At 27.8% G+C, this 25,592-nt stretch carries 23 protein-coding genes; 15 read left to right on the forward strand and 8 right to left on the reverse strand.

What is annotated here, in order from left to right; translation table 11 throughout:
* Positions 1-36 precede the first annotated feature (36 nt).
* On the reverse strand, positions 37-231 hold the full coding sequence (locus AYC61_RS10990; RefSeq protein WP_066501837.1) for a KTSC domain-containing protein: 195 nt from the start codon (positions 229-231) through the stop codon (positions 37-39).
* A 131-nt stretch (positions 232-362) separates the two neighbouring features.
* Between AYC61_RS10990 and AYC61_RS10995 the strand changes: the two genes are divergently transcribed.
* Positions 363-1,085, forward strand: a complete 723-nt coding sequence (locus tag AYC61_RS10995; protein ID WP_066501842.1) for a hypothetical protein — start codon at positions 363-365, stop codon at positions 1,083-1,085.
* A gap of 83 nt (positions 1,086-1,168) precedes the next feature.
* A complete protein-coding gene (locus AYC61_RS11000; RefSeq protein ID WP_066501845.1) occupies positions 1,169-2,536 on the forward strand; it encodes a sodium:solute symporter family protein in 1,368 nt (455 codons plus the stop codon).
* 69 nt (positions 2,537-2,605) lie between these two features.
* On the opposite strand, the gene AYC61_RS11005 is transcribed toward AYC61_RS11000, so the two are convergent.
* Together AYC61_RS11005 and AYC61_RS11010 are read right to left on the reverse strand one after the other, a co-directional pair.
* On the reverse strand, positions 2,606-4,624 hold the full coding sequence (locus tag AYC61_RS11005; RefSeq protein WP_156456441.1) for an S-layer homology domain-containing protein: 2,019 nt from the start codon (positions 4,622-4,624) through the stop codon (positions 2,606-2,608).
* 518 nt (positions 4,625-5,142) lie between these two features.
* Entirely contained in the window at positions 5,143-7,218 is a 2,076-nt protein-coding gene (locus AYC61_RS11010) for a methyl-accepting chemotaxis protein (protein WP_066501851.1), read from the reverse strand.
* 936 nt (positions 7,219-8,154) lie between these two features.
* Between AYC61_RS11010 and hydF the strand changes: the two genes are divergently transcribed.
* Both hydF and hydE read left to right on the forward strand, forming a co-directional pair.
* Entirely contained in the window at positions 8,155-9,390 is a 1,236-nt protein-coding gene (hydF, locus tag AYC61_RS11015) for a [FeFe] hydrogenase H-cluster maturation GTPase HydF (protein WP_066501853.1), read from the forward strand.
* Position 9,391: 1 nt separating this feature from the next.
* On the forward strand, positions 9,392-10,435 hold the full coding sequence (gene hydE / locus AYC61_RS11020) for a [FeFe] hydrogenase H-cluster radical SAM maturase HydE (RefSeq protein WP_066501856.1): 1,044 nt from the start codon (positions 9,392-9,394) through the stop codon (positions 10,433-10,435).
* 143 nt (positions 10,436-10,578) lie between these two features.
* On the opposite strand, the gene AYC61_RS11025 is transcribed toward hydE, so the two are convergent.
* Positions 10,579-11,184 carry a hypothetical protein gene (locus tag AYC61_RS11025; protein WP_066501860.1) on the reverse strand — a complete coding sequence of 202 codons (606 nt, stop codon included), beginning with the start codon at positions 11,182-11,184 and terminating at the stop codon, positions 10,579-10,581.
* A gap of 161 nt (positions 11,185-11,345) precedes the next feature.
* Here AYC61_RS11025 and AYC61_RS11030 point away from each other — a divergent pair, with 161 nt between their 5' ends.
* Positions 11,346-11,675, forward strand: coding sequence for a helix-turn-helix domain-containing protein (locus tag AYC61_RS11030; protein ID WP_066501863.1), 330 nt, complete (start codon positions 11,346-11,348; stop codon positions 11,673-11,675).
* A 170-nt stretch (positions 11,676-11,845) separates the two neighbouring features.
* Here the strand turns inward: AYC61_RS11030 and AYC61_RS11035 are convergent, their stop codons facing one another.
* From AYC61_RS11035 to AYC61_RS11050, 4 genes are all read right to left on the reverse strand, one after another.
* Positions 11,846-12,202, reverse strand: a complete 357-nt coding sequence (locus AYC61_RS11035) for a hypothetical protein (RefSeq protein WP_066501866.1) — start codon at positions 12,200-12,202, stop codon at positions 11,846-11,848.
* Positions 12,203-12,220: 18 nt separating this feature from the next.
* A complete protein-coding gene (locus AYC61_RS11040) occupies positions 12,221-12,658 on the reverse strand; it encodes a hypothetical protein (protein ID WP_066501875.1) in 438 nt (145 codons plus the stop codon).
* Positions 12,659-12,859: 201 nt separating this feature from the next.
* Entirely contained in the window at positions 12,860-13,201 is a 342-nt protein-coding gene (locus AYC61_RS11045; protein WP_066501878.1) for a hypothetical protein, read from the reverse strand.
* Between the two features lie 16 nt (positions 13,202-13,217).
* Positions 13,218-13,631 carry a hypothetical protein gene (locus AYC61_RS11050; RefSeq protein WP_066501881.1) on the reverse strand — a complete coding sequence of 138 codons (414 nt, stop codon included), beginning with the start codon at positions 13,629-13,631 and terminating at the stop codon, positions 13,218-13,220.
* A 354-nt stretch (positions 13,632-13,985) separates the two neighbouring features.
* Between AYC61_RS11050 and AYC61_RS22040 the strand changes: the two genes are divergently transcribed.
* The 10 genes from AYC61_RS22040 (at position 13,986) to AYC61_RS11095 (ending at position 25,565) form a co-directional block, all read left to right on the forward strand.
* Complete coding sequence (locus tag AYC61_RS22040; protein WP_275935237.1) at positions 13,986-14,120, forward strand: hypothetical protein; 135 nt, start codon at positions 13,986-13,988, stop codon at positions 14,118-14,120.
* Positions 14,121-14,445: 325 nt separating this feature from the next.
* Entirely contained in the window at positions 14,446-16,713 is a 2,268-nt protein-coding gene (locus tag AYC61_RS11055; protein ID WP_066501883.1) for an ATP-dependent Clp protease ATP-binding subunit, read from the forward strand.
* A gap of 192 nt (positions 16,714-16,905) precedes the next feature.
* Complete coding sequence (locus AYC61_RS11060; protein WP_242866778.1) at positions 16,906-17,550, forward strand: SanA/YdcF family protein; 645 nt, start codon at positions 16,906-16,908, stop codon at positions 17,548-17,550.
* 22 nt (positions 17,551-17,572) lie between these two features.
* Complete coding sequence (locus tag AYC61_RS11065) at positions 17,573-18,934, forward strand: MATE family efflux transporter (RefSeq protein ID WP_066501884.1); 1,362 nt, start codon at positions 17,573-17,575, stop codon at positions 18,932-18,934.
* 228 nt (positions 18,935-19,162) lie between these two features.
* Positions 19,163-19,843, forward strand: a complete 681-nt coding sequence (locus AYC61_RS11070) for a response regulator transcription factor (protein ID WP_066501886.1) — start codon at positions 19,163-19,165, stop codon at positions 19,841-19,843.
* Positions 19,844-19,857: 14 nt separating this feature from the next.
* A complete protein-coding gene (locus tag AYC61_RS11075; protein WP_066501889.1) occupies positions 19,858-21,294 on the forward strand; it encodes a HAMP domain-containing sensor histidine kinase in 1,437 nt (478 codons plus the stop codon).
* Between the two features lie 122 nt (positions 21,295-21,416).
* A complete protein-coding gene (locus tag AYC61_RS11080) occupies positions 21,417-22,784 on the forward strand; it encodes a S1C family serine protease (protein WP_066501891.1) in 1,368 nt (455 codons plus the stop codon).
* 711 nt (positions 22,785-23,495) lie between these two features.
* On the forward strand, positions 23,496-24,170 hold the full coding sequence (locus tag AYC61_RS11085; RefSeq protein ID WP_066501895.1) for a DUF554 domain-containing protein: 675 nt from the start codon (positions 23,496-23,498) through the stop codon (positions 24,168-24,170).
* A gap of 14 nt (positions 24,171-24,184) precedes the next feature.
* On the forward strand, positions 24,185-24,661 hold the full coding sequence (gene ybaK, locus AYC61_RS11090) for a Cys-tRNA(Pro) deacylase (RefSeq protein ID WP_202906830.1): 477 nt from the start codon (positions 24,185-24,187) through the stop codon (positions 24,659-24,661).
* A 13-nt stretch (positions 24,662-24,674) separates the two neighbouring features.
* Positions 24,675-25,565 (forward strand): DMT family transporter, encoded by an 891-nt coding sequence (locus tag AYC61_RS11095; RefSeq protein WP_066501903.1) that lies wholly within the window; start codon positions 24,675-24,677, stop codon positions 25,563-25,565.
* Positions 25,566-25,592 lie beyond the last annotated feature (27 nt).

Genomic DNA, 25,592 nt, shown 5'->3' on the forward strand with positions numbered 1-25,592 from the left:
TCAATTACCTCCTACTCGATTGCATAATTTTATTGTTTAGTATTTGTAGTGTTCATAATGTTCATTTAATAATTTATACATATAATCAGTTTGATAAGCAGAATTTAAAAAACCTTGATAAACTAATGCTGGTACTTTATGATATTGATGTTTTTCTCCATTGTTAAGTTCGATATTTAATATTTCCTTATCAGCATTATATGAAGCATCTTTTATATCTGATTTATCCATAACAACTCTCCCTTAATAACATTATTGTAGTTATTATTTATTTAATATTACTATAATATTCATATTATATAGCAAAATGAAAACAATAAATATACAAATACCAAGATTTATAATATATGAGGAGGGTTCATATGAAGGATGTAAAATGGATATTTATTGTTTCGCTTATATTGTTGCTAACATGCTCTTGTAGCAGTCAAAATGCTCAAATTGAGAAACTGAATTATGAAAGTATTAAATCATTAAATCCAGCTAACAAACTGTTTTGTTTATTAAATGACAGTGAAGGTTGGGAAGGTGATTTTGCAGATCTACCATTAGATAATGAAGATAATTATGAACTCGAATTTAAGCATTCACTTGTACCTGTAAGAGAAGACAGTGCTAATGGATTAATGCTTAAAGGCTATAATAGAAAAGATAGTTTATTTATGTATATTACAAAAAAATTAACTAAAAATGATGATTTAAAAGCAAATACAAAATATAAGGCAAGATTATCTTTTCAAGTAGCAACGAATCAGCCTACAGAAGGGTTATTAGGTGAAAACACATATGTAAAAGCAGGAATAGTTAATATAAAACCAGAAAAAATTGTACAAGAAGGTTTTTACAGAATAAATATAGATAAAGGGAGTAAGGTTGTTAGCGGTACTGATATGAGAACATTAGGAAACATAGCAAAAGTTGATTCTAGAGATAAAGCTTATCAATTTAAGAGTTTTGAGAGTATATATGAAGTTGAAACAAATGATGGAGGTGAAGCCTTTATAATAATTGGAGTAGATTCAAATTACAAAGGTTTAACAAATATATATATTACAAATATACGAGTAATTTTTACATATAAGTAAAACACATTAGAGGATTAACAAAATGTACATAGAATATATTTAATTGGTTATGGTTTTTATAAATTTAGACAGAAGGTGACGGTATGATATTAACAGTTTTTTATATAACCATATTTATTACATTAATAGCAGGATATTTGAGTAAGAGATTAGTTAAAAATTCTAAAGATTTTCTTATAGGAGGAGGTAGATTAGGTACTACAGGAACTTTGAGTATGCTTATGGGAGCTATTATAGGTGGAGCTTCTACAGTTGGGACAAGCCAAATGGCATACGAGCGAGGTATTGGTGCTGTATGGTTTACCCTAGGGCTTAGTGTATCAAGTATATTGTTATATGTTTTTTATGGAAAACTCTTAGAAAAAAAAGAATATATAACTGTAACTCAGATAATTGGAAACAATATTGGGCAAAGAGCTAAAAAAGTGGCTAGCATTGTATTATGTCTAGGAATGTTTATACATATCAATGGACAAGTACTTGCTTCAGTATCTATATTTAATTCTTTGTTAAACTTTAAAATATATATTTCTAGCCTGATAGTATGTGTATTAATAACATGCTATGTAATATTTGGTGGCTTTTGGGGTGGAACAATAGTTGGAGGAATAAAGACAATACTTTTATATTCTACTAGCATTATATGTGGATTATATCTTATTTGTAGTTATGATTTTATTAGTGCTTCACTAGATACCTTTACATATGAGCCATGGTTTAATATATTCTCAAACGGATTTATAAAAGATTTATCATTGCCGATATCTACTATATTAGGGGTGCTTTCAACACAAATTTACTTCCAAACTATAATGGCTGCTAAAGATAAAAAAGTACTGAAAAAAAGTTGTATAATTACTTCATTTTTGATTTTGCCAGTAGGGATTGTATGTACAATGATAGGAATGTTTATGAGAATGAATTATCCTAATATAATAGCTAGAGATGCTTTTATATTATTTGTAAAAAACCATACTAATCCTATAGTTGCGGGTCTTTCTATTGCATCAGTTTTAATTTCTTCAATAGCTACAGGAGCTGGCTTGACACTTGGTATCACAACAATATTATCAAAAGATGTACTACATTTTCCCAAAACTGATAAAGACAGCTCTAATATAAAAAAATTAAGATTTATTATAATAGCAATAATATCTATAATCTATTTCATAGTTATAGCAAATGAAAATTCCTTAATTCTTGGATGGGGATTTCTTTCAATGATTTTCAGAGCAACACCAGTATTTGTACCAGTTTTAATTTCTTTATATTGTAAAAAATATATAATCAGAAAATATGAAATATTACATATTATAATTGGACCAGTTTTTAGTATCTTATGGATACTTTTTGGCTTTGATAAAATAAGTTCGATTTATATCGGGATATTAAGCTCGCTATTATTTGCGCATATAATGTATAAATTTAAAAATAGTAGTGATATAATGTGATTTTTTAAGTAGGAGTCTAAGCTGTGGGGTAGAGTCCCCATATGCTTAGACTCTCACTTAGTTATTCTATTACCATTTATGAGTTTTTTGAATTTCTTTTTCAGTTAGATTAAAAAAGTCATAATATATTTTATTATTTTCATCATTATCATCCCAAGTTACATCTAAATGATAGTATTTGTTATTGATTTTAACTAAATTCCATGCATGACCTATAGCATCATCAGTTATTTCTGTATTTTTTGCATATCCAAAAACAAGCTTAGATTCTATACCTACCTTATTTAAAAGTATATTAGCAGCTTCTGCATAGCCATCACAAACGCCTGTACCTAATACTAAAACTCCAAAAGCCGTATGACAATATTCTGGAATGTTATCTATACCCATATCCTCATATTTGTAATAAACAGTATTCTTTATAAGATAATTGTGTATTGCTTTTTCTTTTTTAAGATCAGACATATCAGGTTTAATTATTTTATCGATTATTTTATTCACTGTTTCATTAAAAATAGTATCATCATTATATATATATTGTGGATTTACACATAAACGATTATGTTCTTTATCAAATAGTCCAATATAAGTAAGTCCATTGTTCCAAATATATTTACCTTGTTCAATAGATTCAGAAACAACTTCATTTCTAATATAAATATCGCCACTACTGTTGATATAGCAGCCAGGTTTATTTTCAATTATATCATTGTTATAAAAGCCAATATGTTTAGAACCATCTTTCCAGTAACTAATTCCGTTACCAATTCTTTTATCGTTTTTAAAATTTCCTATATATTTTTGAAGGTCTGTTTTGTTGTTATTAGAACAAACAAATATGCCTTTACCATCAAATAAATCCTTTTTAAAATCACCTATATATTTGTTTCCATTTGAAAAATAGTATATACCAATACCTGATTTTTGGTCTTGTTTAAATGAACCTATATATCTTTCATTGTCGACATATCTATATAATCCTTTTCCGTCAAAATCACTATCTTTAAAATATCCAATATATTCATTTCCATCATTGAAAACATATTTTCCCTTACCATGTTTTTTACTATCTTTAAAATTACCTATATATTTATCACCATCATTCCAAATTATCATACCGTTTCCATTTGCAACATCGTTTTTATAATTTGTATATACTAATTTTGTACCATCCTTAAGTATGAATAAAGTATTACCATAAAAGGTGTTATTCTCATATTTACCAAAATGTTGATCTCCATTATCATAAATATAAGGTTCATAAGTTTTTATTAAATTATCAGCTATTTTTGCTAAATTTTTTTCTATGTCATCTATTTCTAATTCTAAAGCAAGCAATTCATTTTCGGTATTTGCTGTGATGTCATATAAATGTTTTTCATATTCAAGATATTCCTTTTCTTTATTTAAATACATTTTTTTCTCAAGAATAGGGTACTCAGATAATAAATCTAAAGGAATAGTAGGTATTTTTCTTTTTGATTCATCAAGAGTTCTAATAATCATAATACAGGCTTGAGCCCTTGTAGCATTTTCATTTGGCTTAAATTCACCATTAGGATACCCAGTAATAATTCCTTCTGAAAAAGCTTGTAATACATATTTTTGTAAAGATGCATCTATGTTTTCATAATCTGTTATAAGTGTTTTATAAACAGTCAAATTATTAATATCAATTTCATTTTCAATTGATCTAACAATAATTTTTGCCATTTCACCACGTGATATAGGTCTATTATATTTGATAAATTCACCTTCATCTACTAAGCCTAAGTCGATAGCCTTTTGTATATAACCTAAAGCCCAATAATCTTCATTATTTTCGACTTTACAGTCTAAAGAAGAGATTACTATTTTTAGAAAAGCGTCTACATTTATATTATTATTAGGTTTAAATGTATTGTCAGGATAACCATTAATTATTTTTTTTTCGACTAATTCATCTATACTATTTGCATACCAATCAGTGTCTTTAACATCAATAAATACATTATTACTTTCAGCAAGAACAGTATTAGATATTAATAAAATGAAAAGGATACAAATAACAAACCTAGTTAGTACTGAACGATTGAGTAAGTACCTCAAAATAAGTTCACTTCCTTTCAAATTTAAAAACAAAGAGGTGATTTTAAAATAACCTCCATTTAATATTTTACCATTTTTGTTGATAGTAGGGTATAAAATATTTTGAAAATAATAGTATAAACTAAAAAACTTGATAAATCATTTGTTATCAAGTTTTTACAATTTTACAATTTATATAGATTTATACTAAGAAATTATTATATCTATCAATACTTTATCTTCAGTATTATAATAAAAGAGCCAAGAAAATTGCAATAATAAAATTACTAGGAGACATACAAGGTTTCTTTCTAAGGGAATTGGTGCGACAGTTTTTTCCTTTTACTTATAATCAGAAAAAACTCGTATACCACCGTGATGAAAAAGATTCCTGCATGCATGTCTCCCTCGTATATAGTAAAGAACTAAAATAATTTATCAAATACATTATTTACCTTCAAAGCTTTATTATAAAAGAACTATAAAGCTTGTGCTAATCTTTAGTTATTAAGTTTTTGAACGGTTTTACAACATCATAGTTATATTTTAAATTTACTTACAGAGTTTTGTAAATCTCCAGCTAACTCAGCAAGCTTTTCTGTTGCAGTTGAGATTTCTTGTATTGTTGCTGTTTGTTCTTCGGAAGCAGCAGATGCTTGTTCTGTTCCAGCTGCATTTTGCTCAGCCACAGCAGATAGACTCTGTATCAAATCTAACAACAATGAAATTTGACCATTTATGTCCTCACTAGCTTTATATATATTTTCAATAAGTGTTATAGAACCTCCAATAGATTCAGATATAGCATTGAAACTCAAAACAGCTTTGGTAACATTATTTTTTTGCTCACCAATTGCTGAAGAAGCTGTTTTTATTGCATTTACTGCATTGTGCGAATTAACAATTAAATTGTTTACTATAGAATCGATGGAGTTTGTAAAAGCCGTAGATTGTTCGGATAATTTTCTTATTTCATCAGCAACAACTGCAAAACCTTTACCAGCATCACCAGCTCTAGCAGCTTCTATAGCAGCATTCAACGCTAATAGATTTGTTTGCTCAGTTATAGTTGCAATCATCATACTTGCTTCTTTTATTTTTTCAGAGCTTTGATTTGTTAATATTACTATATCTGATACTTCAGAAGTAATTTTTTCAGTTTCATTAGCAGTTTCATTTAATTCATTCATTATTTCAAGACCTTCAATAACTCGACTATTTACATTATCTGAGGCTTTCATTAATTGTCCAATTGTTATTGTATTTTTATTTATCAAATCCTCCATAATTTGAACATTTTGCGAACCAGTCTCAGTGTCCTTAGCTTGTTCGCTAGCACCTTTTGCTATATCTTCAACAGTTTTAGAGATTTCCTCTGATGCTATAGCTGTTTGATTTGCTGCAGAAGCTAATTCTTCTGAGGATGCAGATATACTATGAACTATATTCAATACATCTTTAATTAAAAGCTTTAGACTAGTATTAATATTTTCAAAAGAACTGCATAAATGGCCTATTTCGTCTTTTCTATTTAAAAATTTAGCATCTATACTGTTTGTAAAATCCCCTTTTGCTAAAGTACCAGCATGTATAACAGAAAATTTTATTGCCTTTGAAATTCTATTAACAATAAAAAATGTAATCAAACCAAGTATTATAACTGCTATTGCACAAAATATTGCAATTATAAAAATCATATGATTTATTTTAGAATATATTGAAGATTTAGGTATAACAGCGCAATATGACCAAGGAGTAGTTGAATTTCCTATAACTACAGGTGTAAAATATTCGAGGTATTCTTTATCATCATATACTTCATTATAATGAAATGAATTTGCTGACTGTATATCATTTATTTTACCAGATTCAACTAAGTGCTTATTAATTTCACCTATATTTTCAGGAGTATGAGATATAACCCATGTACCTTCATTTGATACTAGCTCTCCATAAGTACCCTCAAATAAAGAATCCTTTATTTGAATAGATTGCAATTCATTTAAAGATATGTCAAGTCCTATTACACCAACAGTTTTGTTGTCAAATGTTATTGGAACAGATATTGTTACTAATAAAGTGTTAACACCATCTACATTATAATAAAAGGGTTCTGTAATAACTTCCTTACCTGTTTTTATTGGTGTGGTATAATAAGGAAGTGAAGAATAATCTACAAGAGCTTCTGTAGATATTGAACCATTTGACTTGAAACTGTAAGGTATAAAACTTCCAGTTGAATCATGATTAATAGTATTAGCATTTTGTAAGTCTTTACCATCAAGAGCATTTGGTTCCCAACATGTCCATACACCTATTAAGTTTGAATCTTGTGATAGTGTTTCTTCTAATAATTTGATTATTTCATTTCTGTCTACGTTATTTAATTTTTTCATGGTTACAATAGTATTTCTAATACTTCTAGCAGTATTGATTTTCATATTAAAAAACTTATCAAATTCTTTTGATTGTTTTTGCGAAAGTGTTTCTGCAAGTGCAAGAGATTCTTTTTCTTGCGTGGTATACATTGTAAAGCCATTATAAAAGCTTAATGCAGTGAATATTATTATTACAGGAATTAAAATAAAGCAAAGCATTTTATTTCTTAGATTCATTATAAACCTCCTTAAATATTTTTTATGTTAAACCCAGAAAATTTATAAAAATTAAATAAATTTATTAATGAAACTCATTCTTTTGAATGAGTAACGATAAAATTAAGTATTCTGTTTAACTATACACATGTTATTTAAAGTTATATGAATAATCAGGGTTAAAGATATTTATAATCTGAGAAAAATAGTAATAAAAAAATGTTAACTATGCAATGCATTAAAATAGAAAAATTATAGTGTTTTTTGAATGATTAAAAGCTTGTTATAATAGGTGATAATTTTAAATTCCCGAACCAATTGGATGAATTTACCTTAACGATTTAATATGTATGATGGTTTAAAATCTAGGAAATTTTAAACTTTAAAAAAATAGATATAAATTCCGTAATGTATTTCAAAAAAATAATTTTTAATAGATTGTTTATATTATATTATATTTAAATTGATATAAATTGGCAATAGAATTAGTCGAACAAACATAAAAATAATAGAAATATGATGAATTATGTCGATATGATAAGCATTTTATTATTATTCTCAATATTTGATATGCCATAAATGTGCCCATAAATATTGACTTTTGAAACACTGATTGATAAAATATAAACAATCTATGTTTCAAATATCTAGAGATATCTCTTTAGTTATTTGTGCTAAATTATTACCTACCAGAGAAGATTTTTCTAATCTGAAAGGGAGCTTAGAATATATAACTTCCTTTTTGGGAGTTTTTTATTATCCATAACTTGATTTTAAGCAGGAACTAAAATATATGATTCATGAGTTGCTTACTTATGAGTAGAAAAAAGAAATCTATGATTTTTGTGAATTCACTTATTCTTAGGAATGAAAATGAGGTATGAAGTAAAGTAAAACAATGCTTGCTCCTAAAATAGTATAGAGTAGGAGATGCATTTTTAATGGAGGTGTAATAAAATGAGTCTAAATGAAACTCCACGGTCTAATAGAGTTCATATAGCGTTATTCGGAAAGAGAAATGCGGGAAAATCTAGTGTGATTAATGCAATAACAAATCAGGACATAGCTATAGTATCAGAGGTTAAGGGAACTACGACTGATCCAGTTTATAAATCTATGGAAATATTGCCTATAGGTCCATGTGTGATTATCGATACAGCAGGAATAGACGATTTTGGAAGTCTAGGTGAGCTTCGTGTTAAAAAATCATTACAAGTTTTAAATAAGACAGATGTAGCTTTAATAATAGTTGATGCAAAGCAGGGAATAACAGATTATGAAAAAGATTTAATAGAAAAAATAAAAGCTAAAAAAATCCCTTTAGCGATTGTTTTAAATAAAATTGACTTAATAGATATAGATAAAATAGATATTAAAAAGTTGAGTAAGCAATTAGATGTTGAAATAGCTCCTGTATCAGCAATAAAGAGAAAAGGTATTGAAGAATTAAAAGAAAAAATTATTGAAATAAAACCCCAGGAAAAAAATAAATTAAAGCTAGTAGGTGATTTAATTAAGCCAACAGACTTTGTTATTTTAGTAACTCCAATTGATAAAGCCGCTCCAAAAGGGAGACTTATTTTGCCTCAACAGCAAACTATCAGAGACATACTAGACCATAATGCTATATCAGTAGTAGTTAAGGAAAGTGAGTTAAAGGAAGCTTTAGAGGGATTAAAAGAAAAAGCAAAATTAGTTATTACAGATTCACAAGCTTTTGAAAAAGTTTCTAAAGATACACCTGATAATATACCACTGACATCGTTTTCTATTTTGTTTGCAAGATTCAAAGGTGATTTGATAGAGCTTATTAAGGGAGCCAAAGCTATTGATAGCTTAAAAGATGGAGATAAGATACTAATATCTGAGGCTTGTACTCATCATAGACAAGATGATGATATAGGAAAAGTAAAGATTCCGAGATGGTTACTGGAAAGAACTGGAAAAAAACTGGAGTTTGAATTTTCATCGGGTACAGGCTTTACAGAGGAGGTTAAGAAATATTCTCTAATAATACACTGCGGTGGGTGCATGCTGAACAGAGCTGGAATGGTTAATAGAATAGATAGTGTTAGAAAACTAGGAGTTCCTATAGTAAACTACGGTGTTTTTATTGCTTATATACATGGCATATTAGATAGAGCATTAGAGCCATTTCCAGAAGCTAAAAAAGCTTGGAATGAGGTAAACTGATATGAAACAATTTGTAGATAAGCTATTTAATAACCAAGAATTTAATAAAAAAGAGTTATTAGAATTTATAAATAAAATAGATGAAGAAACAAAAGATTATTTGTTTGAGCAAGCCTGTAAAAAAAGAGATGAAGTATATGGCAGAGTAGTTTTTTTTAGGGGATTAATAGAATTCACAAATTACTGTAAAAGCAATTGTTATTATTGTGGTATTAGAAGAAGTAACAATAATGCTGATAGATATAGATTATCTCTTAATGAATTATTAAAGTGTTGTGACTATGGATATAAAGCTGGCTTTAGAACCTTTGTCCTGCAAGGTGGAGAGGATGCTTATTTTACAGATAATAAAATCAAGGAAATAGTTAGTGTTATAAAAGATAAATATCCAGAGTGTGCAATAACTCTTTCTATAGGCGAGAAGAGTTACGAGTCCTATAAGATGTTTTTTGATGCAGGAGCGGATAGATTTTTGTTGAGGCATGAAACAGCTCAGGCAGCACATTATAAAAAGCTGCATCCAAGTGAGCAAACTTTAGAAAATAGGAAAAAATGCCTTTATAATTTAAAAGAGATTGGTTATCAAGTTGGAGCGGGGTTTATGGTAGGCTCACCTTATCAAAAGCTTGAAAACATGGTAGAGGATTTGATGTTTCTAAAAGAGCTAAGTCCTCATATGGTCGGACTCGGACCATTTATACCACATGTAGATACACCTTTTAAAGATATGAAAGCTGGTAGTGTAGATATGACATTAATAATGTTAGCTTTAGTAAGATTAATATTACCAGAGGTATTGTTACCTGCAACAACAGCACTAAATTCAATACATGAAAAGGGTAGAGAATTAGGCTTAAAAGCAGGAGCAAATGTTATAATGCCAAATCTATCTCCTAAGGAAGTAAGGGAGAAATACACTTTATATAACAATAAAAATATAAGTGGATTAGAAGCTGCTGAATACAAAGAAGCTATAACCAAAGAAATTGCTAAGATTGGGTTGAAGCTTGTTGTTGATAGAGGGGATCATGTTAGTATGAAGTAAAGTAACTTTATAAATGGTGCTAAATAAAAGTATAAGTAAACCTTGTAGATGTTATATCTGCAAGGTTTTTAAACATAATTAGTAAATATTCATTTTGGTAATCATATTTAGTTACTTTAAAGACATTAAAAATAGTATTTTACCTATAAATTATGATCATCTAAAAAGTGTGCTAATATATCTGTAAATTTAGCTAATTCATTTAGCGTATAAACTGATTCATGTTTTGGGTTATCAGATATACCTACAAGGCTAATATTGTAACCTCTGCCAGAGAAACTGTATAAATAAACCTCAGATTTAGAAAAAATTTTATCATAGGTATCTTTATATCTATTGGAATTAGAGTTATGTGTTGTAGGTTTATATCCCATACTATGCAGCCATTCTTTTCTTTTAGAATTTCTATTGTTAGCTGTTATGCTCATTAAAATTATTACTCCGTTTTTTTTATTTTTATATATGTAATGTTTACTTCTATGATATAAACCATCGTCTTTTAAATCCTGCCTGTCATCAATACCATTTGGAACACATACTATATCAGTTTGATTTTTAAATATTTGTTCATATCCTTCAACATAAAAGTCTTTACCAATAAGATTTTTAACCTTCTTAAAAGTATCTATGTTATAGCTTAATTGATTATTATCAGATGAAGAATTCATTTCATTAAAAGTTGAATTAAAGAAATATCCACATACAAATGAAATTATTACTAAGCAGATAACGACTATATTTTTTCTCATATTACCAACCCTTTCTTTATAATTAGCAATATTTATACAAAATTACATAGTATAAATTATTAAGAAAACAGTTTTTATCATAAATTGGTATAGAAATATTACAATTAATAATGTATAATTATAAGAAATATACTTAATATTATGCAAATGAGGTGTTTAAGTTGGCTAAAAATATAAAGATAAATAATTTACTATATTTAATGAAAGACAGTATTGAGTTTGACCAAATATATGCTGAATTTGTAAAGCCTTTCAAAGATTTTGATGATAAAAACAATGCAGATATTTTTAACACAATTAATACTTTTGTTGAAATGGATGGCGACTATAAAAAAACAGCTAAAGTTCTTTATCAACATGAAAATACTATAAGATATAGGATTATGAAAGCAAAGAAGATACTAAATATGGAAGAAAGCAACCTTGGCTTTATTGAGCATATAAGCTTAGCGATAAAAATTAATAGTATTTATGAAAGTATTACTAATTGAAAGAAATAAAATATGGACTATTTACTGAGTAATTTTTTAAGAATTTTGTATGTAAAAAATATAATACAAAATATAATACTTAATAGAAAAAAAGTAGATAATAATTGCAATAAAAATGCAATAGCACTAGGTGAAACATTAACACTCATAATAAAACTCTCCTTGTAATTTTAATTGTTATTATATTTTTTTATTTGAATGTAGAATATTATATTTCCAATTAAAAATACTGAAAACCAAGTAATAACAAGTATACATGGCGCTATTTTAGATAATATTTGTGTGTTAAATATTATTTGGTATCTGATCAATAATATGAAAAAGAGCAGTGAAAGTAAAGTTGCATCAAAGATTGTCCAATATGAATCTATTCTTAAAAGGTTTCTTTTTTGAGTTGTTGTAAATTTATTGTCAAGAGATATTTTTCTACGATTACATTCTTCATCAAGATTGTTTAGCGTTATTATAGCATTAACAAATAGATAAATAAGTAATAAAGGTATACTTACCATAAATACTGACCACACCTCTTAAGCTCCTCCTTTTTATTCTTCTTTATATATATTAATAAAGGTATCAAAGCTAAAATCATCATCTATAAAATAAGGATCACGTTCAATGATGATGTAATCAGGCTCTAACACAGATACATTTAGAATATTTTTTTTACCAATAAAGCATATGGAAAAATCTTGACCGTCAAAAGTGTAAAAGTTTTTAAACCACATATTAACTTTTGTACATTTTCGATTAAATAAATAATTGTAGAGTTCATCTATTTTAGCTTTATTAGTAACAATAATTTTCTTTTCAGAAAAATCATTACCTTCAAAAAATGTTTTGGATATTCGTATTTCATAGAAATCATTTGCAGGAACTTGATTTTTTAAATACCATGGATGTATATAATTAAATATCAATAAGATAATTACAGTGAATAGGGTAAAAAGTAACAATTTCTTTTTTAATATTCTATTTTGCATTATGCACCTCTTTTTATATTTAATTCATATACAATATATCATAATAAACTAGTAAATATGTCGGAATTATGAATATTAATATTTGTTAACAATTATCAAGAAAATAACAAGCTATAACTACAAAGTTTATGATTTATTATAAAGTAAAACCAAAGCGTATTTTAAAATAAAACACACTTTGGTTTTATTTTGATTTGTTTTTTATATTTGTCTAGTGTTTTTATAAAATATTAAATTTCCTGCTATAAATACTATAAACCATGTAATAGTAAGCATAAATGGAGTAATGCTAGATAGAATTTGTAAATTAAATATAAACTGATATTTGACTAATAACAATAAGAAAAACAATAATAGTAAACCTATATCAAAAAATATCCAATAAGAGTCTATTCTTAGCAGTTCTTTTTTTTGAGATATAGTTAGCTTGCTTGATAACTTTTTGTTATTACACTTTTCGTCAAGACTATTTAGCGTGGTAAAAGCATCAACGAAGAGGTAAATAACGATGATAGGTATGATTATTATGAAAACTGACCACACAATAAAACCCTCCCTATTAATTCATTATGTATTCATTTAAAGTTTTAAAATCAAAGCTAGAGTCTACAAAAAAAGGTTTATCTCCGATTTTGATATAATCAGGTTCTAGTAAATATATAAACAAATAATCTTTTTTATTCAAAAATATTAAGCGGTAATTTTCACCATCATAATGAAGTCCATTTGAAAACCATCCTTCAACTTTTTGACATTTACGATCAAATAGATAGTTATATATATTGGCTATTTTATTTTTGTCATTAATTACATAGGTATTATTCGAGTGCAGCTCATGAATTTCAACTCTATCAAAATCATTTTTAGGAACTTGGTTTATTAGATGCCATGTATGTGTATAATTAAATGATAATAAAACAATTCCACTAAATATAATAAAAATTATTAATTTTTTTATAAGGATATTTTTCATATTACACCTCTTTGTAATCTTTAATAAACTATTATATTAACAGTTTAAGAATATACTACCATAGAATTTAAGTGAAATATGTCGAAATAATTAATCATTAATATTTATTAATAAATAGCAATTATAAAAATAAAAAACTAATATGTTAATTATTTTTCTTTTCATTAATGTACATCCTTGTATTGTTAATTTAAGTACATTATAATGATATAAAGCAATAAAATCGGTAACGCATGTTACAATAAAGTAAAAAAGAGACAAAAATGAAGGATTTATTCTATGCTTTAAGGAATAGTAATTATTTAGTAATATTGATAATATTTTAGGAGTTTCAAGACCATCTTATCTGGGAAAATGATAAATAAGAAAGAAGATGGATTAATAGATTTTAACAGAAATAATATAATTATTGAAAAATTAGATGGTTTAGTAGATTGTTTTTTATTTAAGTTACAATTATTTTGTTATTCTTATATAATAATAGGGTAATAATAGTTAGGAAGTTTGAATATTTAAACTATGATTATTTATATAACTTTGAATAATCTAGGTTAAATATTATGTTTATTTTAATAAGAGTTAATAATAACAATAAGTATTAATTTTCTATGAATAATCTGGGATTATGTATAAAAACAATACTTATGTTTGATTTAAATATAATACTATATATGTTAATTAGAGATATGATTTGTTATAATAGTAAATAGTATTTAAGTTTAAAATAGTAGCTGTATTAATAGTTTGAATGATGAGAAAGATAACAGGAATTTTAACTATCTGTATAATATACAAATAAATGGAGTTGATTATTATGAAATTATGTTCTATTTGTAAAAAGAATGTAGCTGTGATATTTACTACAAAAGTTGAAAATGGTAAGACTGAAATGCAAGGACTTTGTATTGAATGTGCTAAAAAAATGGGTCTTCCTGTTTTGGATCAAATGTTTCAACAAACCGGTATGTCACCTGAAGATATAGATAATATAACTGAGCAAATGAATGGAATGTTTTCAGATGTAGACATGGAAGAATTAGCGGAAGGCGAATCTCTCAATGAGATTTTTGGTAATATGTTTAATAAAGATAGTATTTCAGATAAAAAAGAATCTTCTTATGAAAGTAAAAATAAAAAGAATGATAAACAAAAATCTAAAAGCAAAGAAGATAAAAAGAGAAAAAACCTAGATAAATATGGTAGTAATTTAACGAGACTTGCTAAAGAAGGCAAAGTTGATAAGATTGTTGGTAGAGATAAAGAGATTGGTAGAGTTATTCAGATTTTAAATAGACGAACTAAAAATAACCCTGTTTTGATTGGAGAACCAGGTGTAGGCAAGACTGCTATAGCCGAAGGGTTAGCTGTTAGGATATTTGAAAGACAAGTCCCTGAAAAGCTACAAAACTCTGAAGTATATCTGTTAGATATGACTGCTATTGTAGCAGGCACACAATTTAGAGGCCAATTTGAAGGTAGGATGAAAGCTATAATCAATGAAGCTAAAGAAAGCGGTAATATAATTTTAGTTATAGATGAGGTTCATAATATAATGGGTGCAGGAGAAGTACATGGAGGAGTTATGAATGCTGCTAATATTTTGAAGCCTGCATTAGCTAGAGGTGAGGTACAGATATTAGGCGCAACTACTTTTGAAGAGTATAGGAAGCATATTGAAAAGGATACAGCTCTTGAGAGAAGATTCCAACCTGTAACAGTTGACGAACCTACAATAGAAGAAACTATAGAAATTTTAAAAGGCATTAAACATTATTATGAGGATTATCACAAAATTAGAATTTCAGATGAAGTCATAGATGCAGCTGCAAAATTATCTGAAAGATATATTACTGACAGATATTTACCTGATAAAGCAATTGATGTAATAGATGAAGCAGGTTCTAAAGCAAATCTTGTCAATAAAAAACTTATTGAATTAAGTAAGCTTAAAAAAGAGCTTAATAGCCTATTAAATAAAAAAGAAGAGGCAGCATCTAATGGTGATTATGAAAAATCTGCTTTATTTAAGGTGGAAGAATGCAAAATAAATGATAAAATTAATTTATTAAAAGATGAAGATGAATATACTAAATTAACTGTTGAAGATATAGCTTTTGTTATTGAATCTTGGACTAATATACCTGTTCAAAAGATAACTGAGCAGGAAGCTAAAAAATTATTAGAATTAGAAGATGAATTGCATGAAAGAGTTATTGGTCAAGACAATGCTATAAGAAGTTTAGCCAAAACAATAAGAAGAACCCGATCTGGTTTTAAAAAGAAAAAGAAACCAGCTTCATTCATTTTCGTTGGACCTACAGGTGTCGGTAAGACAGAGCTTGTAAAAGCATTAGCATGTGAATTGTTTGGAAGTGAAGAAGCACTTATTCGTGTAGACATGTCCGAATATATGGAGAAACATACAGTATCAAAATTTATAGGATCACCTCCTGGATATGTAGGTTATGATGAAGGTGGTCAGCTAACTGAGAAAGTTAGAAGAAAGCCTTATTCAGTAATATTAATGGATGAAATAGAAAAAGCTCATCCAGATGTATTCAATATGCTTTTGCAAATTTTAGAAGATGGTAGACTTACTGATAGTCAAGGTAGAACAGTATTTTTTGATAATACTGTAATAGTTATGACTTCTAATGTTGGTACTAGTTTAAAATCTGCTTCTATAGGTTTTGAAAATGATGGATACAATGTTTTAGAAACAAAAATAAAAGAGATGTTGAAAAATACATTTAGACCTGAATTTCTTAACAGAGTTGATGAAAGTATAGTGTTTACTCACCTTAATAAAAAAGAGTTAAAACAAATAATTGATTTAATGTTAAAGGAAGTTAAACAAGAAGCCCTTGAAAAAGAAATAGATATAGAAGTTACAGACAAGTTAAAAGAGTTTATTTTAGAAAAAGGCTATGACAAAAAGTATGGAGCAAGACCTTTGAGGAGAACAATACAAAGATATATTGAAGATGAATTGGCAGAAGAATTTCTTAAAGGTAATATAAAAGAAGGTTCTAAATTAACAATAGATTTAGATAAGGATAAGACTGTTTTAAAAATAAAATAATAATAGAACTGGATTGCTTATAAATATATGTTGAGTTAGTATCTTAAGGGTGTTTCAAAATGGGCGAAAATAGACAATTAGGAATTTGCCATTTTGAAGTACCCTCTTTTACTATATTTGTAATAATGATAAAATAGATTATAGTAAATAATGATGAAAGGGGAGAATAGCCTGAAAAAAGTATTGAAAAAAATGATAATATTTGGGATAACAGTATGTATTTCTATGATGTTAATTATTGGATTAATTAATTATAGAGTAATATCTTTAGCAAAAAATTATACACATGAAATTGATAATATACCTAAAGCAGATGTTGCTTTAGTCTTAGGTGCATTAGTACATAAGAATGGACGAGTTTCAGACATTCTAGCTGATAGACTTGATGTAGGGATTGAATTATATAAAGAAGGAAAAGTAAAAAAAGTATTACTAAGTGGTGATCATGGAAGAAAAAACTATGATGAAGTCAATGCAATGAAGAAATATGTACTAGAAGCTGGGATTGATGAGAAAGATGTTTTTATGGATCATGCTGGTTTTAGTACTTATGAAAGTATTTATAGGGCTAGAGATGTTTTTGAAGTAAAAAGTATGATTGTTGTAACGCAAGAATACCATTTACCAAGAGCTGTTTATATAGGGAGACAACTTGGAATAGAAGCTTATGGCGTACCTTCTGATAAACATTTTTATCCTAAATTGATGATGTATAAAATAAGAGAGTCTATAGCTAGATGTAAAGACTTTGTTTATGTAAATATATTAAAGAAAAAGCCAACATTTTTAGGAGAAAAAATAAACATCTTAGGTGATGGAAGAAGAACAAACGATTAGGATGAAAGAGTGGAGATAAATTATGGTATTGACAGATAGATTAAACAGAGATTTTTATAAAACTATGATTTCAATAGCTATACCTATTGCATTTCAAAATCTAATATTTTCATCATTAAATATGGTTGATACAGTTATGATAGGTAAGCTAGGTAAGACTAATATAGCAGCAGTTGCATTAGCAAATCAAATATTTTTCATTTATTCATTAATTTTATTTGGTATCAATAGTGGATCATCAATTTTTACTGCACAATTTTGGGGTAAGAAAGATGTGAAAAATATTAGGAAGATTTTAGGGTTGTCTTTGATTTTAGGAGTTGGGGCTAGTTTATTATTTTTTATTGCAGGTATTTCAATTCCTAATTTTTTAATAAGACTTTTTACTGAAGATAAAGAAGTTATAAACTTGGGTGTAAGTTATTTAGTTATTATAGTATTTAGTTATCCAATAACTGCTATAACATTTTCCTATGGAGCTGCTTCTAGAAGTATAGGGCAAACAAAACTTCCTATGGTTGCTAGTTGTATATCTTTAGGGTGCAATACTCTATTTAATTATTTATTGATATTTGGGAAATTTGGATTTCCTGAATTAGGAATTAGAGGAGCAGCATATGCAACATTAACAGCAAGGATTATAGAAGTTTTTATAATTCTTGGTTCAATATACTATAAAAAAGGAGTATTATCCGCAAAGTTAAAGGAAATGCTTGATTTATCAAAGGATTTTATTATTAAATACTTTAATACAACTACCAGTGTAATTTTAAATGAATTATTTTGGTCAGTTGGTATGAGTATGTATTGTGCAGCTTATGGAAGGATTAGCACAGATGCAGTAGCTGCAGTACAAATTTCCAATATTGTTAGGAATTTGTTTGTTGTTTTAAGTATAGGTGTAGCGAATGCCTGTGCTATTATGATAGGAAATAAGATTGGAGCAAATAAATATAAAGAGGCTGATATATATTCGAAAAAATTCACTTATATTTCGTTATTATTAGGATTAACATTAGGATTGTTATTAGTGTTGGGTTCAAAATATGTGATTATTTTCTTTGATGTTTCAGCAGATGTTAAGTTAGCGGCTGTTAAAATTTTAATAGTATACGCAATTTTCTTACCTGCAACTAATTATACATCTGTATTGATAGTAGGTATATTAAGAAGTGGAGGAGATACAAAGTTTTCTTTTTTATTAGAGACTTTGTGCGTATGGTTGATAGGAGTACCATTAGCTTTTATAGGAGCATTATTATTTGATTTACCTGTTTACTTAGTTGTAGCGCTTGTTAATATAGAAGAAATTGTGAAAATGATTGTTGGTTTGTATAGAGTGAAATCTAATAAGTGGATAAAAAATATTGTTGATGAAATATAAGTAGTCATTTGCAAAAATTTATATTAGCTCATAAGTTTTTGGTGAGGGAAACCATCTAACAATCTTTGACGGTTCCGACAAGAGCTCGTTTCTTTTGATTTAAGTGAGCGATGAAGAAACGAACTCTTGAAGTCACACTTTCAAAGAAACATTAGATGGTTCCCTAGTGAATATGCTGGTAGTTTTTGCAACTAACTAGATGAAATATAAGTAATAGGAGGACATGATATGAGGGAAAATTCTAAGGTAATGATTGTTGATGATGATAAAAACATTACAGAATTAATTGCTTTGTATTTAAATAAAGAGGGTTATAAAACAAGACAATATAACAATAGCATTGAAGCGTTAAATGATTTTGATAATTACTTACCTGATATGATTATATTAGATGTTATGATGCCCGGGATTGACGGATATGAATTTTGTACTCAATTACGAAAAAAAAGCTCCATTCCTATAATCATGTTGACAGCAAAGGGTGAAACGCTTGATAAAGTGGTAGGGTTAAGATTAGGAGCTGATGATTATATAGTTAAGCCCTTTGAACCACAAGAATTGATAGCACGTATTAAGGCTGTTTTTAGAAGGTATGTACAAAAAAATGATGATCAAGCCTTAGTATTTCCAGACCTAGTGATTAATTTAAAGGATTATTCAGTTATATATAAAAAAAAGAAGTTAGAACTGCCACATAAAGAATTTGAGTTGTTGTATTTTATAGCATCAAATAATAATAGAGTTTTTACAAGAGATCAAATATTAGACAAAGTATGGGGATATGACTTTGTAGGCAGTACAAGGACTGTTGATGTACACATAAAAAGGTTAAGAGAAAAGTTAAAGGATAATGAAAATTGGAAAATAAAAACTGTGTGGAGCGTAGGTTATAAGTTCGAGGTAAACTAAAGAGGTGATAATTATTGAAGTTGAAATCTTTATTTGGCAAAATGCTTGTAATTTATGTGTCAATAATTTTGGTAAGCTTTATTGTATTAGGCTTTATTGTGTCAAATACTTTGGAAAATTATTTTTTGAACCAGAAAGAAAAAAAGCTAATTGAACAATGCACAAAAGTACAACAACAGGTTACACTAATACATGAATTAGGTGTGCCTAACTTTGAAAAATTAAGATTTGAGATAGATGCACTCGAAAGATATCTTAATGCACATATATGGATGATTGATAGAAGTGGAAATCTCTATGTAAGTTCAAATTTAGAAAATAAGATGGGGTTAAATGAACTGTTAGTAAAGGAAGAGGTTAAAAAAGTTTTTGATGGTTATATTATAAAAAGACAGGGGGAGTTTAACAAACAGTTCAATGAATCAGTTTTAACAATAGGTTATCCAATAATTTACAACAATAAAGTTATGATGGCTTTATTTATGCACGCTCCCATGCCTGAAGTCAACAAAACAATATCAGACATAAATACAATAACATTAGTAGTATTGGGGTTTGCCTTGATAATAGGCCTTGGAGCAGTTTTCATATTATCAAGAAATCTAAAAAATAAAATACATAGCTTAAGTGATGCATCTAAAGTTTTAGCTAAAGGCGATTTTGGTAAAACTATTGATATAGATGGAGATGATGAGCTAAACCAATTAGCTAAGAACTTTAATTATATGTCCAAAGAATTAAGCAAAGTTGATAAGATGCGAAAAGATTTTATTTCAAATTTATCACATGATTTAAGATCTCCATTGACTTCAATCAAAGGATATGCACAAGCTTTATTAGACGGTACTATAGATAAAAATGATCAAACTAAATATTTAAATATAATATTAGAAGAAAGTGAACGTTTATCTAAAATGACTAATGATATTTTAGATTTATCAAAAATGGAAAGTGGCAATGGAGAGTTATCTTTTAGTAATTTCAGTATAAACGAAATGATTGTTAATGAAATAGAAAAATTTGACGTTAATTTAGAAGAAAAAAGTGTTGATGTTAAGATAGATTTATGCAGTACAAGAGATATAGTCTATGCAGATAAAGATAAGATAAATAGAGTTGTGTATAATCTTATAGATAATGCTGTTAAATTTGTTAATGATGATGGATTTATAAAAATTAGAACATGTGATAACAGTGAAAAAATAATTGTACAAATAAGTAATAGCGGTAATGTTATTCCTCAAAAAGATTTAGAATATATATGGGAGCGGTTTGTAAAATTAGATAAATCCAGAGGAAAAAATAAAAAAGGTTCAGGATTAGGGTTAGCAATTATTAAAAGCATTATAGAACGTCATAATGAAGAAATACAGGTTAGTAGCAATGAGACAGAAGGAACAATGTTTACATTTAGTTTAAAAAAATCCATAGAAATTAGTAGGTTAGATTAGTTTTGGTGTTATAATTTTTTATGTTCCGTTGTTATAATTAATAATTTGTTCATATTTTATTAATAAATATATATTAAAATATAATTAACAAAATATTTATAAAAGTTTTGAGGTGAGAAAACATGGATGTTAATAAAAATGAAACTAGTAAACAATTAGAAAATAACATTAATTCTGAAGAGCCTATTGTAGATGCAAATATAGTAGAAGAAACACAAGTACAAAATGAATGCAATGAAGAAGAACTAACAGAAGATATTAAAGAAGACATAATAACTAATGAAGAAATAAAAGAAGAAATAAAAGTTAATGTAGTAAAATCAAAAAAGAAGAAAAAAAGAAATCTTAAAGCGGTTATAGCCTTAGGATTACTATTTGCCATGGTGGGTGGACTTTTTATAGGAGTAGGCTACAATGTTTCTGAGTATTTTTTACTAAGTAAAATTGATGGAACATACGAAGTTGGTAAGAGGTTAGATGAAAAAGGAAGTAGTGCAAAAACAACTATAATTAATACAAGTAGTGTTAGTGAGTCAACAAGTCAAATTGCAGAGCATGTAGGACCATCTGTTGTAGCTATAACAAGTAAAGTTAAGGTGTTGGATTGGTTTCAACAGTTAAGAATCCAAGAAGGTGCAGGATCGGGTATAATTTTTGATATTAATAGTAAAGGTATTTATATTGTTACCAATAATCATGTTATAGATAATGCACAAGAAGTAACTGTTTTATTATCAGATAAAGTTAAAGCCCCTGCAGAAGTTATAGGAAGTGATGCAGATGCAGACTTAGCAGTTCTTAAAATTGATAAAAAAGATGTACCAATAGATGTAATAGATAAATTGGCCATAGCAAATTTTGGCGATTCAGATAAGCTAAAACCCGGAGAGATAGCTATAGCCATTGGAAATCCACTAGGATATAACAATACAGTTACACAAGGTGTTGTAAGTGCGTTAAATAGAGATTTAGGTATGAGTGATAGTGAATTAAGATTAATACAAACTGATGCAGCTATAAATCCAGGAAACAGCGGTGGTGCATTGGTTAATTCAAAAGGAGAAGTTATAGGAATTAACACTATTAAAATTGCAGATACAAAGGTAGAAGGTATTGGATTTGCCATTCCAATAAATTACGCTAAACCTATAATAAAAGATTTAGTTGAAATTGGAGTAGTTCCTAGACCATTCCTAGGGATAGCAGGAAGAGATATAGATGAAAATTTAGCACAAATGTATGAATTGCCTATAGGAGTTTTTGTTCAAGAAGTATATAAAGGTTCACCAGCGGATAAAGCGGGTTTAAAAGTTAATGATATAATAATAAGTATAGATGACAACAAAGTATTCAGTATGGAGCAACTAATAGAGCTAATTAAGAAACATGATATTGGAGATACTGTTAAGTTAAAAATAATAAGAGATGCCAAAGAAAAAATTGAAATTACCACAAAATTGGAAGATAAAAACAAGGTTATCTCCAATTAATAAAAATTTAAAACAAGCCACTAGGTGATACACAATGTATGTCTAGATTGGCTTGTTTTTTTATATAAGTAGGAAACAGCAGGATAAATCAAAATTGCTAAGATATCTTAGGGTAAACCTTTGAGGAAAGTATGGCTCAATGGTTTTGTTTTTTCTTTTCTATCTAGCTATAGAATTATACTTATTAATAAAAAGAACTTAAAAATACTAATATTGTCTTTAGTAAAAGTAAATGATACAATATACTAATACATAATTATAATTATCCCTGATTATTCATATAATTTTCAATAATATGCTGTATAGTTAAGCAGAGAACCTAAATTTTAATTTAGAGTGAATCGCTTACTCAGAGGAAAAATGAGTCTGAGTATCATATTAAAATAATTTAGTGATAACAAATATGTGTATATTATTTATATTATACTTTTGAAGCAATTATAATTTCAGTGAATGTGAAGGCATACCGAGTTGGTATGTCGAGAATTTAATGGATATCTTCTAAGCAGAATGATGCTTTGCTAATGAATCTCTTATTATTATGTAAAATGAAACTCACTACTCATTTTATTCGTAGGAGTAAGTGATTCACAAGAAATCATAGATTTCTGTTCTCTACTCATGAGTAAGCGATTTACACCAAATCAAGATTTGGGTTCACTGCTCATAATTTTCTATGAATAATCTGGGATTATACAAGAGGTGAATTTTGTGATAGGAACTATAGTAAATACTGTAGCAATAATATTAGGTGGATTTCTAGGTGTTTATTTGAAAAAAGGTATAAAGAAAAATTATAGTGAAACAATTATTCAAGGTCTTTCTATTAGTGTAATGATAATAGGCATTATGAATGCGATAAAAGCTAACGAAATGTTAGTAGTTATAATAAGTGTAGTACTAGGAAGTATTATTGGAGAATATATAGATATAGAGGGCAAACTAGAAAATTTAGGTAATAGAATTGAACATAAATTTGGTGGTAAAGAAGATACTTTTGCAAAAGGTTTTGTAACTGCTTCATTAATATATTGTGTAGGGGCTATGGGTATAATGGGAGCATTAGAGGACGGTCTTAATGCCAATCATCAAATATTATTTACAAAATCAATATTAGACGGTGTATCATCTATAATATTTGCATCTAGCTTTGGAGTAGGAGTAGTTTTTTCAGCTGTACCTGTATTTTTGTACCAGGGCTTAATAGCATCAATAGCTTCTTTCCTTAAACCATTCCTAACACCTGTTTTAATTGCAGATATGTCAGCTATAGGAGGCATTCTGATTATTGTAATTGGAATTAATATGCTTGGATTAAAGAAAATAAGAGTAGGTAATATGCTGCCAGCAATCATACTTCCGGCATTGTACTATTGTATATTTTAATAAATGGGGGATAGATTATGAAAAAGACTAATGCTGCAAGGATATTAGATAGAGAAAAAATACCATATGAATTATGCACATATGAAGTTGATGAAAATGATTTAAGTGCTATTAGCGTAGCATCCAAAATCGGTATTGATCCCAAACAAGTTTTTAAAACTTTGGTTGTACGTGGCGACAAAGGAATAATAGTTGCTTCTATACCTGGAAATTGTGAGCTTAACTTAAAATATTTAGCTAGTGTTAGTGGAAGCAAAAAAGTCAACTTAGTTCCATTAAAAGAGGTTAATAAACTAACTGGATATATAAGAGGTGGAGTTTCTCCTATAGGTATGAAAAAGCAGTATCCATTTTTTTTAGATGATAGTGCTATGAATTATAATGAAATATACATAAGTGCAGGTTTGAGAGGTATGCAGTTTTATATAAAGCCAGAGGATTTATTATCGGTAACGAAAGGAATTTCATGTAAATTAGTTGAAATTGAATAGAAGGAGAGAACATATGAAAAAAAAGTTTAAAAGTATCTATGCTGATATTGCTCTTGTGTTTGTTGCTGTTTGTTGGGGAGCTGGTTTTGTAGTTTTAAAAGATGCTTTAGACAATATATCGCCCTTTAATATAATGGCTATAAGGTTTACATTAGCATTTGTAATTATGGCTTTAATTTTTAACAAAAAACTTAGAAATTTAAGTAAACAAGATTTAAAAGCAGGTTTTATCATAGGTGTATTCTTATTTTTAGGCTTTGCGGTTCAAACTGTTGGTCTGAAATATACTGTTCCTGGGAAACAAGCTTTCTTAACAGGTACAAATGTAGTTATAGTTCCATTTTTTGTTTGGCTAATTCATAAGAAAGCGCCTGATAAATATTCAATAGCAGGTGCATTTATGACATTGATTGGTATAAGCTTATTAACACTTAAAAGTGAACTAGGCGGGTTTGATATAAATTATGGTGACAAGTTGACATTACTTTGTGCAGTGTTTTTCGCAGCCCATATAGTAGCAGTGGGATTTTTTACAAAAAAACATGATCCAATTGTATTAGCTGTTTTGCAAATTGGTGTTGCAGCATTATTATTTATAATATGTGCTTTGATGTTTGAAGAACTCCCTAGAGGTATTGAAAGTAGTGTATGGTTAAGAATAGGTTATCTTGTACTATTTCCTACAGTTGTAGCATTTTTAATACAAAATGTTGCTCAAAAGAGTACAACGTCAACTAGAACGGGCATAATACTTTCTTTAGAATCAGTTTTTGGTGCATTGTTTGCAGTTATAATATATAAAGAAGAGTTTACAATAAAAATGATATTAGGTTGTTTATTGATATTTTGTGCAATTATTATCACAGAAACTAAGCTTAGTTTTTTAAAAAATAAGAAAGCGTAGTAACTCGTAACTTGATTTTTTAATGAA

Origin of the sequence: Abyssisolibacter fermentans, from assembly GCF_001559865.1 — a bacterium.
GTDB classification, from domain to species: domain Bacteria; phylum Bacillota; class Clostridia; order Tissierellales; family MCWD3; genus Abyssisolibacter; species Abyssisolibacter fermentans.

Coding starts and splice junctions, on each gene's coding strand:
- AYC61_RS11080 (WP_066501891.1), top strand. CDS start 21,417: ATGGATGTTAATAAAAATGAAACTAGTAAACAATTAGAAAATAACATT.
- hydF (WP_066501853.1), top strand. CDS start 8,155: ATGAGTCTAAATGAAACTCCACGGTCTAATAGAGTTCATATAGCGTTA.
- hydE (WP_066501856.1), top strand. CDS start 9,392: ATGAAACAATTTGTAGATAAGCTATTTAATAACCAAGAATTTAATAAA.
- AYC61_RS11050 (WP_066501881.1), bottom strand. CDS start 13,631: ATGAAAAATATCCTTATAAAAAAATTAATAATTTTTATTATATTTAGT.
- AYC61_RS11095 (WP_066501903.1), top strand. CDS start 24,675: ATGAAAAAAAAGTTTAAAAGTATCTATGCTGATATTGCTCTTGTGTTT.
- AYC61_RS22040 (WP_275935237.1), top strand. CDS start 13,986: ATGATAAATAAGAAAGAAGATGGATTAATAGATTTTAACAGAAATAAT.
- AYC61_RS11025 (WP_066501860.1), bottom strand. CDS start 11,184: ATGAGAAAAAATATAGTCGTTATCTGCTTAGTAATAATTTCATTTGTA.
- AYC61_RS11065 (WP_066501884.1), top strand. CDS start 17,573: ATGGTATTGACAGATAGATTAAACAGAGATTTTTATAAAACTATGATT.
- AYC61_RS10990 (WP_066501837.1), bottom strand. CDS start 231: ATGGATAAATCAGATATAAAAGATGCTTCATATAATGCTGATAAGGAA.
- AYC61_RS10995 (WP_066501842.1), top strand. CDS start 363: ATGAAGGATGTAAAATGGATATTTATTGTTTCGCTTATATTGTTGCTA.
- AYC61_RS11070 (WP_066501886.1), top strand. CDS start 19,163: ATGAGGGAAAATTCTAAGGTAATGATTGTTGATGATGATAAAAACATT.
- AYC61_RS11000 (WP_066501845.1), top strand. CDS start 1,169: ATGATATTAACAGTTTTTTATATAACCATATTTATTACATTAATAGCA.
- AYC61_RS11010 (WP_066501851.1), bottom strand. CDS start 7,218: ATGAATCTAAGAAATAAAATGCTTTGCTTTATTTTAATTCCTGTAATA.
- AYC61_RS11040 (WP_066501875.1), bottom strand. CDS start 12,658: ATGCAAAATAGAATATTAAAAAAGAAATTGTTACTTTTTACCCTATTC.
- AYC61_RS11060 (WP_242866778.1), top strand. CDS start 16,906: ATGATAATATTTGGGATAACAGTATGTATTTCTATGATGTTAATTATT.
- AYC61_RS11055 (WP_066501883.1), top strand. CDS start 14,446: ATGAAATTATGTTCTATTTGTAAAAAGAATGTAGCTGTGATATTTACT.